The following is a 14,233-nucleotide window of genomic DNA, read 5'->3' on the forward strand; positions in this document are numbered from 1 at the left end:
TGCGACGATCAGCGAGCAGCAAGTCATCAGCAAGATCGCCTGGCGCCTGATGCCGTTGATCATCGTCTGCTATTTCTTTGCATTCTTCGATCGCGTGAACATCAGCTTTGCCAAAGCATCGCTCCAGGCGGATCTCGGTCTCAGCAACACAGCCTATGGCTTCGGCGCGAGCCTGTTTGTCGTCGGCTACGTCCTATTTGAGGTGCCGAGTAACATGCTGTTGTATCGCTTCGGCGCCCGGCGCTGGATCGCCCGCATCATGATCTCATGGGGGCTCGGGACGGCGGCCATGGTGTTTGTCCAGAGCGAATGGCAGTTCTACACGCTGCGCTTCGTGATTGGCGCCATGGAAGCCGGATTTGCTCCCGGTATTCTTTATTATCTGACCCTTTGGTTCCCAAAATCCCATCGCGGGCGCATGACTTCGGTGTTTTTTCTCGCGACCGCATTTTCGGGCATCATTGGAGCGCCGATATCGGGCCTCATTCTCAACTATATGAACGGGCTGCACGGTTTGGACGGCTGGAAATGGCTGTTCCTCGCCGGCGGTCTGCCATGCGTTGCCCTCGGAGTGGTCGTCCTGCTTCGATTTGACGACAGCATTGATCATGCGAAATGGCTCAGCACTGATGAGCGCCGTCTCATCTCGGTGCAATTGGAGCGGCAGAAGAATCAAATTGGCGAGCGCTCAGCCTGGCGATCGTTGCTGATGCCCGGCGTTCTGCTGCTTGGGTTCATCTACTTCCTGATCCAGATCGCGTCGTATGGACTCAATTTCTGGACGCCGGATCTCATAAAGGCGGCCGGCGGGGGAAGCGCGAGCGCGATCGGCTTCTTGACCGCCATTCCCTATGTTTGCGGCGCGATCTGCATGCTGATCGTCGGGCGGCTCTCTGATGCATCCGGCGAACGTCCGAGGTTTGTTGCCGGACTTATCTTGGCTGCAGCATTCGGCTTTTTCGCCACTGGCGTTTTCAACAACAACGTTCTCTTGCTGGTTGGTGCGCTTGCCGTTCTTGGCGGCGGCGTGGTGGCGTCAATCCCGACATTTTGGACATTGCCTCCGAAGATACTGACGGGCGCCGGCGCCGCGAGCGGCATCGCGCTTATCAACACGCTGGGCCAGGTGGGCGGCATTGTGAGTCCGATCATGGTTGGCTCAGTCAAGGATCTGACGGGCAGCACGACGCCGGCGCTCTTTGTCATCGGCAGTCTTTGCGTGTTCTGCGCAGTGCTTTTGTTGACGGCACTTCCTCGTGAGCTCAAGTCCAAGGACTTCCACCCAGCGCCGTCTCAGTCACTTCGGCGGTGAGAAGCGATTGAATGAGGCCCACTAGCAGCACCGTCAGGTATCGCGGGACATCGAAAGTATGGGCGGCGGCCGCTATTATCACGATACTTGCGCGCGCCACGAAGCCAGGCCGATGCCGCACCGCGCTCAGAAAGTGCTACCCGGGGAGCGCCACCGACCGGATGGCGACCGTTGCCGCGATGGGCGACTACTTGAAGCTTCCCTTCGATAGCTGCTACAAGTTATCAGAACGTTTGAGATCGACTTGGCCGCGATTACGGATTAATCACAGAGCCCGCGCATCGAGGCGTTACAACGAAGCTCGATGTGCGACGCGTCGTTTGGCGAATTCTCGGCATAATCTTTTTACGGCGATAGCCACGCTATGAGAGCAAGTGGCCGACCGCCATAGTCGGTCGCCGCAACAACCCAAAGGGCAGTCATACATCGAAGAACACCGTTTCGTCAGCGCCCTGCAGGTACACGTCCAGCTTGTAGACGACGTTGCCGCTGTCACCTTCACGCTGGGCGATCAAGGTCGCGCGGCGATCGGAGGGCACCAGGGCCAGCACGGGATCGCTGCCATTTGCGACCTCGCCGCCGAAATAGATGCGCGTATAGAGGTGCCGCAGAATGCCGCGGGCAAACACCGCAAGGAGAAGATGCGGTGCCTGTGGCTTGCCGTCTGGATCAGGCACCGAGCCCGGCTTGATGGTGTCGAAAGCGTAAGCACCATTGGCATCAGTGCCGACGCGGCCGAAACCGCGGAATTTCGTGTTCGGCAGCGCGCGCTTGTCCTGCGGATCGGCGAAGCGACCCTGGCTGTCGGCCTGCCAGACTTCCAACATGCAGTCCGGCACCGGCTGGCCATCGCCATCGAACACGCGACCTTCGATGCGAACCCGTTCGCCTGAGGCATCGGGCGTCACTAGATTGCCGGTAAAGGCGTTGTTCCAGTCGTATTGGCCGTTCGGCGTCAGACCATATTCGAAGAACGGGCCGACCGTCTGCGAGGGCGTGATACCTTTGTCTTTGTCTTGCAATTAACCGTTCTCCATGGGTGTGGCGCTCCTGCCGCGCAGCACGATATTGAAGCGGTAGCATAGCGCCCATTCCGGCTGTGTGTTCTCCAGATCAAAGGACGAGACCATTCGCGCACGCGCTTCCTCGTTCGGCACCGAATTGAAGATCGGGTCGAACGCAAACAAGGGATCGCCAGGGAAATACATCTGCGTGACGAGCCGCGAGATGAAGGAACGGCCGAACACGGAGAGGTGGATGTGGGCCGGCCGCCAGGCGTTGTAGTGATTGCCCCAAGGGTAAGCGCCGGGTTTGATGGTGACGAATTTGTAGTAGCCGGACGCGTCCGACTGCGTCCGGCCAGCGCCGGTAAAATTGGGATCAAGTGGCGCCGGATGCTGGTCGCGGACATGGATATAGCGGCCGCAGGCATTGGCCTGCCAGATCTCGATCAGCGTGTTCGGCACTCCGCGGCCATCTTCGTCGAGCACATGGCCATGCACGATGATGCGCTCGCCAAGCGGCTCGCCCTTGTGCTGAGTGGTGAGATCATTGTCCCCGGCACGCACGCTCTCGTGGCCGTACACCGGTCCGGTTAATTCCGAGAGGGTATGTCGCATCGGGATCAGCGGCTTCGAGGGTGCGCGCTTGATCGAACTCCTGTAGGCGGGAGAGGACAGCGCGGGATGGATGCGCTTCGAACCGGCCGGATAGATCAACGTCATTATGTTTCCTCTGATAGTGGTGACGCCATTTAAGCGGCATCACCTCGCATGGCCCGGTCAGCAATCAGGCTGGCGCTTTGAAGTCGTAGGAAATGCGACCAGCGGGGAGATAAAACAACGCGATGACCGCCCCGCCCCTGACCTCGGGATAGTGGCGGCTTCCGGGATCTGGCGCCGTCCAGCCGGGCCCCTGCCAGCCCTGTAATCCCTTCAGCTCGGCCCCCTTATTCAAGGGCACCACAAGATTGAGCTCGCCATAGGGATGGCCGTGATACTGTCCGCGCAACACGTCATGCTCGTCCTCGTCCTTGAAACGGCGCGGATCGGCGCTGTTCATGTAGACGGCCGTGATGCTGAACTGAAACGTTTCGGGCATTGGTTCGAGGATGCGGCTCCGCCGGTAGTTCGGACCGTCCACCTCCTGGTTCGCTGCCCAGCCTTCTTCGACCCCGATCTTGATCAAGCGAGCCAAGTCCTGATAGAGCGCGCTCTCCTCTCCATATTTCTCGTTGAGCCAACGCTCCATCTCGGCGCCAGGCGTCATATCCTTGACTTCCCGGAGGAACGGAATGCTGCGCTGAATCAGTTCTTCTCGGCTTCCCATAGTCGTCTCCTTACTCTTCTCGATTGGGCTCTATGTTTCGAATCCCGCGAACGAGGCGAACTCATGGACGTCCGCCCGCGGCATCAATCTCTCCGTCATCGCAACCTTGGCGTTCCCGATCGAGATGCCGCACACCACGATCTGCTCGGCGGGGATCGACAGCAGCGGGCGCAGGATCCGGTGATATCTAGAGAACGTCTCCTGCGGGCAGGACTGAAGCCCACGCCCGGCCGCGGCCAGCAGCACGTTCTGAATGAACATCCCGAGATCGAGCCAGCTTCCGACTTCCAGCCGGCGGTCGATGGTGACGATCAATCCCACCGGGGCGCCGAAGAATGCATAGTTCTTCGCGGTTTGCCTGCTGCGGGCTTCGACGTCGCCTTGAGCGATTCCGAGCGAGCCGTAGAACAGCCGTCCGAACTCCTGCCGGCGATTCAGGTATGGCACGGGCAAATCGCTGGCGTAGTACCTGTACTCGGACAAGTGATCGTCGCGGCACGTCTCGTGCGCCTCCAGCAGCGCCGCCGATACGCGGTCCTTGGCCGCGCCGGCGAGCACGTAGACGTACCACGGCTGGATATTCGCTCCGCTCGGCGCGAACCGCGCGATGCGGAGGATCTGCTCGATGGTCCGTCGCGGGATCGGATCATCGGAGAATTCACGGCACGCGAAGCGGCCGGCGATGATCTCGTCGATCCGGTTCTGCGCGACGCTGTTCGCGGTGTGCTCGCCGATCACGGCTTCTTCGAGAGCGGACATCCTCCTTCCTCCATCGCTTTGAAGGCTTCTTCCCCAGGAATTGTCGCGAGCAGCTCGTAGTAATCGAACCTGTACTTGGACTCCTCCGGAGACTTGACACGGAACAGATACATATCGCGCACCAGCCGACCGTCCTCCCGGATCCGGCCGTTCTTCGTCATGAAATCGTTCACGGGCATTTCACGCATCTTGGCGGCGACGGTCGGACCATCCAGCGTACCCGCAGCTTCAGCCGCCTTGAGGTAGTGCATGACCGCACCATAGGTGCCGGCATGGATCATGGTGGGAACCTTTTGGGTCTTCTCGATGAAGCGCTTCGACCATGCGCGGGTCCCGTCGTTCAGGTCCCAATAGAACGCCGAACTCAGCATCAGACCTTGGGCGCTCTGCAGTCCGAGGCTGTGAATGTCGGCAATAAAGACGATCAGGCCGGCAAGCTTCTGCACGCGCGTAACTCCGAATTCGGCAGCCTGTTTCACCGCGTTGATGAAATCGCCGCCGGCATCGGCGAGCGCGATCACGTCCGCCTTCGAGGATTGCGCCTGCAGCAGGAACGAGGAGAAATCCGGTGTATTGATCGGATGTTTCACGGCGCCGACGACCTTGCCACCGGTGGCGTCGATGACCTTGCGGCTGTCGGCCTCGAGTTGCGAGCCGAGGGAGTAGTCGGCAGAAAGGAAAAACCAAGTTTTTGCGCCGAGACGTGAGATTGCCTTGGTCGTTCCCTGCGACAGCGCGTAGGTGTCATATGTCCAATGGATTCCGGTCAATGAGCATTCGTCGCCGGTAAGGCGAGAGGTGGCGGCGCCGGTGGCAAGGAAGAGCTTCTTCCTGTCTCGCGTGATGCCCTGCACTGCGAGAGCAACGGCAGAGTTCGGCACGTCGAGGATAGCCTCGACACTTTCATTCTCCAGCCATCGCCTGGCTATCACGGAGCCGACGTCAGCCTTGTTCTGGTGATCTCCCGCAATAATCTGGACGGTGCGTCCGAGCACCTTTCCTTTGAAGTCGTCCACCGCCATCTGCGCCGCGACGACCGAGCCCTGGCCACCATTGTCCGCGTAGAGCGAAGACATATCGGTCAGGACGCCGAGCTTGACGGCACCGCCTTCCGCAGTCGCCGACGTCGTCACCGTTATGAGCGTCAGCGCCAATCCGAATGATTTGCGCCAGTCACCTCGGGGCCACCTCACCCAGGGTTTCATCGTGCCTCTCCTTCCAACCCGGCAGAGGCAATCATGACCGAACGGCCGTGTTACGGAAGTGAAACTCTCGCAGGGTAATCCTGAACCACCTTCAGATTGCAGCGGCCGATAGCGACACAGCACGTTCTTCGGCATCCATTCGGTTGCGTCCGCGGCGCACCTGGCCATAATTGGACAGGATAACAGCAACTTATCGGGGCCGATCCGCCAGTGACCGGAGGAGATTCCTTTCGTGTCTGTTTCGTTCAAGACATTGGATTTGAACCTGCTCAAGGTCTTCGATGCCGTCATGGAGGAACGTAGCGTGCTGCGGGCCAGCCAGAAGGTCGCACTGAGCCAGTCCGCCGTGAGCCACTCGCTCGCGCGGCTCCGCGAGATGCTGGAAGACGACTTGTTCGTGCGCACGGCAACAGGCATGCAACCGACGGCGCGCGCGCTGACGATGGCGGCGCTGGTACGCGAAGCCCTGCGATCCCTCGAGGCCGCGGTCGAACTGCCGACCTTCGTCCCGGCGAACTCCACCAAGCAGTTCACGCTGGCCGCCAACGACTTCACTACGATGGTGCTGGCCTCTCCGCTTCTGAAGATACTCGGCCGCGAGGCCCCCACGATCGATCTGATGATCAAGCCGGTGACGCGGATCGACCTTGCCGAGCAGATCGACCTTGGCCGCATCGACGTCGCCATCGGTGTCTTCTCGGTCCCCCCGGGCCGCTTCCGCTCGGCCCTGCTGTTCGAATATGACGATGTGCTGATCGTTGGCGGAAAGCGCGAGCTCGGCCGGCTGGACAAGGCGAAGCTGGCACGCCTGCCGCTGGTCGTCGTCTCCTTTGGCGGCGAGCAGGAGGGCGCGATCGGCGGTTTCATCTCCGAGCGAGGTCTCGGCAGACGCTCGGAAATGTACGACCGCGCCGCGCTCGAGCGGGCGCTCGCCGAAAGCGACCGGCCGCCGCGAATCGCGGTCTCCTTGCCACATTTTCTCGCCCTGCCCGCCCTGCTGGCGGATTCCGATCTAGCTGCCATCGTCCCGCGCCCGTTGGCGAGAGTGCTCGAGCAAACCCAAGCAATCACGACCTGCGAGCTGCCTTACACCACGACACCCGTCGAGGTCCGGCTACTGTGGCACGAGCGTGTCGAGGACGAGCCGTCCCACGAATGGCTTCACGACGTCCTGCGGCGCGCGACCGAGGAACTCAGGCGCGGCGCGAGCTGACGGCATGCCGCGCCGGCGACCGATCGCGCCCGCTTATCTCGCTGCCATGGTACCGGAAAGTGGCACCCAGCGCTCGCCGTCGAAGCGTTGTGGCCGGAGCGATTTGATCAGGCGGTAGTCGTCCGGGCCCGTGTTGACGGTGATGCCCGGAATCAGGCCCGGTAGCGTTACGTTCTTCAGGGACGTGGCGTGTTTCATGATGTTCTGCGGCGTAAGGTCATCGCCGCACGCTTCGATCACCTTGGTCATGAGAACAGCGACGTTCCAACCGGTGAAGTTGAGCTGATCCTCAATGTCTCCTTCGGGTAGTATTTCTTCATGAAGGCCAGCCACTCCAGATAGGCAGGGTCGTTGGCCCATTCGGGTTCGCCCACGGTCTTGGTCGGCGTGGCCGAAATCGCTCCCTTCGCGTTTTCGAGCCCCGCCGGCTTGAGGATCGTCGCCACGAAATTGCTTCCGATCGGGAGGAACTGCTGGGCGCGCCATCCAAGCTCACTCGCCTTGCGGATCGCCTGCGAGGTGAATTTTCCGGTCGACGCGTTCAGGAAGACATTGGCATTGCTGCTGGCCAGCGACACGACCTGTGAATCGACGGTCGGCGACGTCACCTCGTAGGGCGCGGTAGCAACGATCTCGGCCTGCGGGTCGAGCCGCGCCAGTTCGGCCTTGAAGCTGCGAAGATATTCCCGTCCGTAGTCATCATTCTGGTAGAGCACCGCAACGTGTGCCCGCGGAATGGTTTCGGAAACGAGCCGCGCGTAAATCGCCGCCTCGGTGCTGAACAGGGTCATTCCCGAGATGGTGTATGGGCTGGTCTTCGGGTCGGCAAAACGGTCGCTGGCGGCGAAGACAAAGAGCTGAGGTACCTTCCGGCCATTCAGATATTTCTGGACCGCCGCGTTCTGCGCGGTCCCCATGCTGCCGAAGATCGCAACGGCCTCATCATTCTCGACCAACCTGCGCGTCTGTTCCACGGCCTTTGGCGGGCTATAGCCATCGTCGAGCGAGATCAGCTTGATCTTGCGGCCATTGATTCCGCCGCGTTCGTTGATCATCTGGAAATAACGGGTCTGGACCTTGCCGACCGCGCTCAGCGCCGATGCCGGACCGCTATAGGGCATCGTCTGTCCGAGGATCAGCTCGCCCTCGGCCGCCTTGGCGGCGCATAACGTGGACAGTGAAACCAAGAGAAAGAGTATTGCGCCAACTCCGCGCATGCGACCTCCCAATATGGATAATATTTCTTACTCGAAATATTCTTCCTAGGAAGATATTTTGTCAACACCGAGCGAGACGTCGCATCGCCGCCGCATTCCGCCCGCAGGCGGACCTTGGACCAATACCAGGAGATTGCGCAGCGACACCTGAATTCGAGAGTGCTAGATTGCACCAAGACATGGTGCCGGCGCCAGCTGGCGCAGGACTAGCGAGGGTAGAAAGGAATGACGAAAAAGAGCGCGTCGCGCGGTGCGGGGCCGGGCACCAAACAGGCGCCAAAGCACGTTAGCAGCCTTTACGACGACATCGAGGCCGCCTGGCTTGAACAGCGCCCTGATCTCGACCTGACGGCCGCCTTAACGCTGCTGCGGCTGGAGCGCGTCAACCAGCTTCACGAAAAGCGGCTGCAGGACATCTCGAAAACCGTCGGCCTGCAGACCGGCGAGCTTTACGTCCTGCTGGCGCTCAGACGCTCGGGAAGACCATACGAGTTGCGCCCGACCGACCTGTTCCGCGCTCTGCTCGTCACCTCGGGCGCCATGAGCAAGCGGGTGGCGCGGCTCCAGGAAGGAGGGTTCATCCTCCGCGTTTCGGCGAACGATGATGGCCGCTCCGAGCTGGTCCGGCTCACCTCGAAGGGCCTTGCGACCGCTGACCGCGGCATTACCGAGATCGCGAAAGTTGTGGAGAGCGTGATCGACGCGAGCGGGCTAAACAAGGCCGAGATCGGGATGCTTGACCGGTGCCTGCGCAAACTTTTGACGTTGAAGACCGTGAAGGCGACGAAGAAGATTGGCCGCCTCGCTGCGACCGGCTAGGGATGCGAGATCAGGCGACGGTTTTCTCGTCCGCCTTCAGCAGTGATTTGATGTCGAGCGAGCAGTCTCCGGCCTGCTCCGGCGCCGGAGAAATGCCTGCGGCAATGAGGCGCCGTGCTACCATCTGGTCGCCGGGTCTGTTGATGCTGTCGGCCGCGACCAATCTTCCCTGCCTGTAATGGAACACGGAGCACCTGCCATCCTCGACGGAGCCACGGGTCACGACCTGGTCGCTGCGTCCAGAGAGCCCGACGATCTGTAGTTTGAGATCGTACTGATCCGACCAGAACCGCGGGACACTGTCGTACCGCTCGTGGCTTCCCGCAATAGCAAGCCCTGCCACCCTGCCCTGGTCCTGGGCGTGCTGGACCGATTCCAGCCTGATCCACTCATCTGCGAACCGGTTGTAATGATTTGCGCAGTCGCCCGCAGCGTAAATGCCGGGAACTTCCGTGCTGCCGTGCTCATTCACGACGATTCCATTGCAGCATTTCAGCCCGGCGGTACTTGCGAGTTCATCATTGGCGATTCCGCCAATGCCCACCACGACGAGATCGGCACGCAGACGAGTGCCGCTGCCGAGAACGACCTCGGCGATCCTCCCATCATGCCCGGTCATCGCAACCACGGTCTCACCCAGCCTCACATCGACGCCCGCCCGTGCATGGGCATCGAGCAGGAAACGCGAGACAATCGTCGATACGGCGCGTTCAAGCAGCCGGGAGGCGGCCTCGATCACCGTGACCTTCTTGCCAAGCTTTGCCGCCGAGGCAGCAACCTCAAGTCCAATGAACCCGCCCCCGATGATGACGATCTCGTTCGCCTGCTCCAGTCGCCCCTTGAGATCGCAGGCATCAGTGAGGGATCGAAGATAGCAAATCCCATCGAGTTCGGCGCCGGGGACCAATATGCGCCGAGCCCGCGATCCGGTGGCGATCACGAGACTGTCGAAGTCCAGCCGGGCGCCGCCCGCAAGCGCGACCTGTTTCGCTTGCCGGTCAATCTCCACGGCCCGTTGTCCCAGAACGAGGTCGATCCGGCTGCTCTTGAAGAACGCATCATCGCGCAGAATTAGCTGCGGCTCGCGGACTTCGTTGAGCAGAAAATCCTTTGACAGCGGCGGTCGTTGATACGGGAGCGATTTTCTCCTCGCCGACGACGGTCACCGGTTCGGCATAGCCGGCATCACGGGCGCTGAGTGCCACCTGAACACCGGCATAGGATGCGCCGATGACGACGAGGCCGCTCACGATGTGGCGTCCGTCACGTTATCGCGAACATCCTCATTCGCAGGCTCGCCGTCGAGATGCACATAGACTTCGCCATCGCGGATCTCGACCTTGAATGCCCTGATATCCCTGTACGCGCCTGAGCGGCACCTGCCGTCGCGTACGTCGAACATCGCACCATGCAGCGGGCATTCGACGAGATGCCCCTCGAGAAAGCCGGTGGAAAGCAGGGCGAACGCATGCGAGCAGACATCATCCGTTGCGAAGATCTCGTCGTCGATCTTGTAGAGAGCGATGCGCTGCTCGCCGACCTTGAAGCCGACAGGCTGTCCTTCGGGCAGCTTCGCGGCGGCACATATATGTTTCCAGCTCATGGCCATGACGTCTCCCCTGCCGGGCAATGAACGCGGACAGGAGGTCCGCGCGGCGTGTCCGATCCAATCAGCGAGGGATCTGTCGCCAGTCGTCGGAGGCGGACGCCAGCCGGCCGCCGACCGCGCGGATGTCCTTGTAGGACATGCTGTCGCTCTGGGCGCTCTTCGGCGGCTTGCCGTCCATGAAGCCGCGCACTTCCTCAAGCAATTGGCGACGTACCCGCACGATCGCCTGGTCCGCCGAGCAGAGATATTCCTTCGAACGATCGACGATCGGCCCCATGCTGACCATCACCACGAAATCCTCGATGACGATCTCATGAAAGCCGGTGCTGTTGCCGGCATCCATGATCTGGCGATTTTGCCCCCAATTGTTGGACTGATTGCCTGGAAGACCGCCGGCCATCGGCCACTGATTGGCACGCTGCACCTTGCGCCATGAGTCCACCGGCTTTTCCGGATTGTAGTAGATGTACCACTGAATCAGGTTCTCATCGTCGATCGGCACTGCGATGATCGCGGTACGGTCCTGCTGCGGACCGGAATAGATCGGCGCGATCAATCCGTAATAGGGCATTACGAATTCCGTGACGCGGGCGAGGCATGATCCATCGGGCGCAGATCGAAGCGCGGCGGCGCGAAAGCCGTAGGGCTTCTTCTCGAACGCATAGCTGACTTCGGTATTGACCCGCGTCGCGCCGAAATCGGTTGCCGAGGTCGCGGTCCAGCTCTGGTGCAGCAGAGCGACATGCGAGGAGTCAATGGTCGCCTCGACGCCCTGCAGCCAGTTCGCATTGAGCTCAATGCCGGCGGCATAGACCTGATCCGGTGGCAAACCCATCCATTCGAAGTCCGGCGCAGGAGGCGCCGTCCCCTCGCCGAGCCAGACCCAGATCAGCCCAGCTCCTTCCCGCGTCGGATAGGATTTCACCTTGACCGTCTTTGCGAATTCCTTCGGGCTATTGGGCTCGTTAGGAACGTCGAGCACCTCTCCGCTGGCACTGATTTTCCAGCCGTGGAACAGGCAGGTCAGCGAGCAATCACCGACACGCGCGAGCGCAAGAGAGGCACCTCTGTGCGGGCAAGCTTCGTCGAGGAAGCCGACGGCTCCGTCCGTCCCCCTGAACGCAACGAAGTTGCGGCCGAACAGCTTGACGCGCATCGGCGCCTCGCCCTTGCGCACCCGCACCGAGAGGACGGCCGGCAGCCAGTAATGCTGACGCAGCATCCGCCCCATCGGCGCATCACCCGTGACGCGGCACAGCAACTCATTCTCTTCCCTCGTGACCATAACGAGACTTCCCTGATTGACGCGTTTGATTATCTCTGCCAATTATCTTCCCAGGAAGGTTTTTGTCAATGCATCTTCCTGAGAAGAAATGCGGAGGTGATATGGCCGAGGGACGCCTGAGGGATTGTGTCGCGCTGGTGACGGGCGGAAGCCGCGGAGTCGGAAAGGGAGTGGCCATCGGACTGGCAGAGGCCGGAGCGACGGTGATCGTCACCGCACGCACGCGCAGCAGCGGCGGCTCGGACTGGCCGGGCTCTCTCGATGAGACCCTCTCGGCAATCGACGAAGCGGGAGGCAGGGGCATCGGCCTCCTGTGCGATCATCGCGACGACGTTTCGGTGAGGGACGTCTTCGACCTGATCCGGCGCGACCACGGCCGGCTTGATGTCCTCGTGAATAACGTGTTTGCCGCGCCGGACGTCATGCCGATCAACGTTCCCTTCTGGCAGATTTCAACCTCGCTGTGGGACACCCTGCATCGCGTTGGCCTCCGCTCGCATTTCGTCTGCAGCCAGTTCGCTGTCCCGCTGATGCTGCCGCAAAAAAGGGGCCTGATCGTCAACACGTCGTCCGGCGGCGGCGTCCGCTACACATTCAACGTCCCGTTCGGCGTACAGAAAGCCGGCGTCGACCGCATGGCCCGAGACATGGCGCATGAACTCAAGCCGTTCGGCATTTCCGCAATCTCGATCTGGCCTGGATACATCAAGAGCGAGAAGCTTGCGGCCCAACCCGATCGTGTGCCGGCGGCACTTGCCAAGCTCATTACCGAGAGAGGCGAGACACCGATCTTCGTCGGGCGCGCGATCACGGCGTTGGCTGCCGACCCTGAAGTGATCGCCAAGACCGGGCAGGTCCTGCTCGCCTCCGAACTGGCGACGGAATACGGCTTCACGGATGTTGACGGAAGAATCCCACCGCCGCCAAGCCGCGATCCCGCTCCGCTTTCGATATTCAAGCCGATCGTCAGACCTTGAGATCAAACAGGAGACGCCAATGAGCGTTGCACTGGGAATGATGACGCCGCTCGCGGAGCGGGACTGGCGCCGGCTGTCGCTGGCAATCGTTGCGGGTTTCGCCTGCGCGGTGGCGATCGGTAGAACATTGCCGCTGGCGATGAATCCGATATCGGGCATTCCGACGCCGCTATGCGCCGAGAGCGCCTCGTCCGGCTCATCGCTCAACAAGGTCGAAGTGATCAGTTCACACGCCTTGCCGAATGTACCCGGCAAGCGCGTGACCGTGGTCCGCGTCACTTACGGACCGGGCGGCTTTACTCCGCCGCACCGCCATGGTGGCTCGGTGACGGCCTACATTACAAAGGGCGAAGTGCGCTCGCAACTCGAGGGCGGTCCGCTGGAGACATTTGAGGTCGGACAGTCGTTCTTTGAGCCACCGGCCGCGATTCACCTCGTTTCCGCCAATGCAAGGAATAGCGAGTCGGCCGAATTGATCGCTGTCTTCGTGGCTGATGAGGGTGCGGAATTGACGACGTTTCTCAATCGGTAGCCGCTGACAGCTCGACTAACGTCGCGCAGGCTCCGTAGCGACTGCTGCGATTCGCCGCCTGTTTTGTGGCGTGCGCACCTCCTGACACAACACGGGCGCCCTTCCCCGCCGAAAGCGTGGTGGTTGGCTCCTCGAGCCGTCGGGGTCTAGCAAGAAGATCGCGAGCGAACAGTTGCCGCGCGCTGGAGGCTATCCACCTTTAGGGTATGAAGCGCTCACCTCTGGCCAGCTCGAAAGACGAAGCGATGTCGCCCAAGCCGGCGCGCTCGGAGGAGGAGGCGCGTCGGGTTATAGAGGAGTACGCGGACGATCTGCGGGAAATCATCAAAGAGCTTCATCAGTGGCTAAATTGAGCCGCTGCCCCGTTGCCGCTTCTTCGCTTTCAAACGTCGCCTTCTGGCCCAAATCCGAAGTCCACCGCGGCTTTCAAACTGTCACCTTCCGGAGGTAAAGCGGAAACGGTAGGCCGACCGCCGGACGGCGCTTTTGACCCTGGCTGTGCAAAACGCGAAATATCGAAACGCGACGAGAATTACGTTCTTCAGCTCGTTCTTTAAGTTCAGTGCCGTTGCGAGTTGGAGGGCTAAGAGGCTCTTGGACGAATAACTTGTTCGATGGCGCATCAAGTGCTGAGCGTTTTCACACAGCCAAGACCCTGACCAGAAGTTAATTGTTCGTAAAGGCTAGTCAGCCGCCGCGTGCGCAAGCACGGCGTCGAGCGGCGGCCGTAGCATTCGCCAACAAGAAGAGTCGTGTTGCCTTTGTGAAATTGATTGCCGCCGCGCTACGCACTTTTCGCTGCACGGACCGCGGGTTCCCCTCCCAAACAACCGACGGTCAGTCCGAGTGATGCCTAGAAGACGCCTGGAAAAAGTCGTGAACAAGGTAGCAGATAACGCGTCAAACCTGCGACTCAAGGCTTTGCCCGTTGGGGCTTGGGGCTTTCATCACTCGACCTGGGGAGGGTTGTGATGGAC

Annotated in this window: 16 protein-coding genes; 5 read left to right on the top strand and 11 right to left on the bottom strand. The window is 61.0% G+C overall.

Going from position 1 to position 14,233, the window contains the following annotated elements; translation table 11 throughout:
* Window positions 1–49 precede the first annotated feature (49 nt).
* Window positions 50–1,312 (top strand): MFS transporter, encoded by a 1,263-nt coding sequence (locus AC5ZG1_RS35180; RefSeq protein ID WP_496135600.1) that lies wholly within the window; start codon window positions 50–52, stop codon window positions 1,310–1,312.
* A gap of 419 nt (window positions 1,313–1,731) precedes the next feature.
* Here AC5ZG1_RS35180 and pcaG read toward each other — a convergent pair whose 3' ends face one another.
* The 5 genes from pcaG to AC5ZG1_RS35205 form a co-directional block, all read right to left on the bottom strand.
* A complete protein-coding gene (gene pcaG, locus AC5ZG1_RS35185; RefSeq protein ID WP_496135601.1) occupies window positions 1,732–2,334 on the bottom strand; it encodes a protocatechuate 3,4-dioxygenase subunit alpha in 603 nt (200 codons plus the stop codon).
* Window positions 2,335–3,036: a protocatechuate 3,4-dioxygenase subunit beta gene (pcaH, locus tag AC5ZG1_RS35190; RefSeq protein ID WP_496135602.1), complete on the bottom strand. Its 702-nt coding sequence runs from the start codon at window positions 3,034–3,036 to the stop codon at window positions 2,335–2,337. It lies immediately after the preceding gene.
* 64 nt (window positions 3,037–3,100) lie between these two features.
* A complete protein-coding gene (locus AC5ZG1_RS35195; RefSeq protein ID WP_028169130.1) occupies window positions 3,101–3,640 on the bottom strand; it encodes a 4-hydroxylaminobenzoate lyase in 540 nt (179 codons plus the stop codon).
* Between the two features lie 30 nt (window positions 3,641–3,670).
* The gene (locus AC5ZG1_RS35200; RefSeq protein WP_496135603.1) at window positions 3,671–4,399 is read right to left on the bottom strand and encodes a nitroreductase; all 729 of its coding nucleotides are present in this window, start codon (window positions 4,397–4,399) and stop codon (window positions 3,671–3,673) included.
* Window positions 4,375–5,604: an ABC transporter substrate-binding protein gene (locus AC5ZG1_RS35205; RefSeq protein WP_496135604.1), complete on the bottom strand. Its 1,230-nt coding sequence runs from the start codon at window positions 5,602–5,604 to the stop codon at window positions 4,375–4,377. The genes AC5ZG1_RS35200 and AC5ZG1_RS35205 overlap by 25 nt, the downstream gene beginning before the upstream one ends.
* 232 nt (window positions 5,605–5,836) lie before the next feature.
* Between AC5ZG1_RS35205 and AC5ZG1_RS35210 the strand changes: the two genes are divergently transcribed.
* Window positions 5,837–6,817, top strand: coding sequence for a LysR family transcriptional regulator (locus tag AC5ZG1_RS35210; RefSeq protein WP_496135605.1), 981 nt, complete (start codon window positions 5,837–5,839; stop codon window positions 6,815–6,817).
* Between the two features lie 33 nt (window positions 6,818–6,850).
* On the opposite strand, the gene AC5ZG1_RS35215 is transcribed toward AC5ZG1_RS35210, so the two are convergent.
* The gene (locus tag AC5ZG1_RS35215) at window positions 6,851–7,066 is read right to left on the bottom strand and encodes a hypothetical protein (RefSeq protein ID WP_496135606.1); all 216 of its coding nucleotides are present in this window, start codon (window positions 7,064–7,066) and stop codon (window positions 6,851–6,853) included.
* Window positions 7,063–8,034, bottom strand: coding sequence for an ABC transporter substrate-binding protein (locus AC5ZG1_RS35220; protein WP_496135607.1), 972 nt, complete (start codon window positions 8,032–8,034; stop codon window positions 7,063–7,065). The genes AC5ZG1_RS35215 and AC5ZG1_RS35220 overlap by 4 nt, the downstream gene beginning before the upstream one ends.
* A 225-nt stretch (window positions 8,035–8,259) precedes the next feature.
* Between AC5ZG1_RS35220 and AC5ZG1_RS35225 the strand changes: the two genes are divergently transcribed.
* On the top strand, window positions 8,260–8,853 hold the full coding sequence (locus tag AC5ZG1_RS35225; protein WP_496135608.1) for a MarR family winged helix-turn-helix transcriptional regulator: 594 nt from the start codon (window positions 8,260–8,262) through the stop codon (window positions 8,851–8,853).
* Window positions 8,854–8,863: 10 nt separating this feature from the next.
* Here AC5ZG1_RS35225 and AC5ZG1_RS35230 read toward each other — a convergent pair whose 3' ends face one another.
* From AC5ZG1_RS35230 to AC5ZG1_RS35245, 4 genes are all read right to left on the bottom strand, one after another.
* The gene (locus AC5ZG1_RS35230) at window positions 8,864–9,970 is read right to left on the bottom strand and encodes an NAD(P)/FAD-dependent oxidoreductase (protein ID WP_496135616.1); all 1,107 of its coding nucleotides are present in this window, start codon (window positions 9,968–9,970) and stop codon (window positions 8,864–8,866) included.
* Window positions 9,912–10,103: a hypothetical protein gene (locus AC5ZG1_RS35235; RefSeq protein ID WP_496135609.1), complete on the bottom strand. Its 192-nt coding sequence runs from the start codon at window positions 10,101–10,103 to the stop codon at window positions 9,912–9,914. Before AC5ZG1_RS35235 ends, AC5ZG1_RS35230 begins: the two co-directional genes overlap by 59 nt.
* Window positions 10,100–10,456 carry a Rieske (2Fe-2S) protein gene (locus tag AC5ZG1_RS35240; protein ID WP_496135610.1) on the bottom strand — a complete coding sequence of 119 codons (357 nt, stop codon included), beginning with the start codon at window positions 10,454–10,456 and terminating at the stop codon, window positions 10,100–10,102. Before AC5ZG1_RS35240 ends, AC5ZG1_RS35235 begins: the two co-directional genes overlap by 4 nt.
* 67 nt (window positions 10,457–10,523) lie before the next feature.
* Entirely contained in the window at window positions 10,524–11,747 is a 1,224-nt protein-coding gene (locus AC5ZG1_RS35245) for a Rieske 2Fe-2S domain-containing protein (protein ID WP_496135611.1), read from the bottom strand.
* A 101-nt stretch (window positions 11,748–11,848) separates the two neighbouring features.
* Between AC5ZG1_RS35245 and AC5ZG1_RS35250 the strand changes: the two genes are divergently transcribed.
* Window positions 11,849–12,724 carry an SDR family NAD(P)-dependent oxidoreductase gene (locus tag AC5ZG1_RS35250; RefSeq protein WP_496135612.1) on the top strand — a complete coding sequence of 292 codons (876 nt, stop codon included), beginning with the start codon at window positions 11,849–11,851 and terminating at the stop codon, window positions 12,722–12,724.
* Between the two features lie 19 nt (window positions 12,725–12,743).
* Complete coding sequence (locus tag AC5ZG1_RS35255) at window positions 12,744–13,256, top strand: cupin domain-containing protein (protein ID WP_496135613.1); 513 nt, start codon at window positions 12,744–12,746, stop codon at window positions 13,254–13,256.
* The last annotated feature ends 977 nt before the right edge of the window (window positions 13,257–14,233 follow it).

It is taken from the genome of Bradyrhizobium sp. Leo78 (assembly GCF_059512425.1).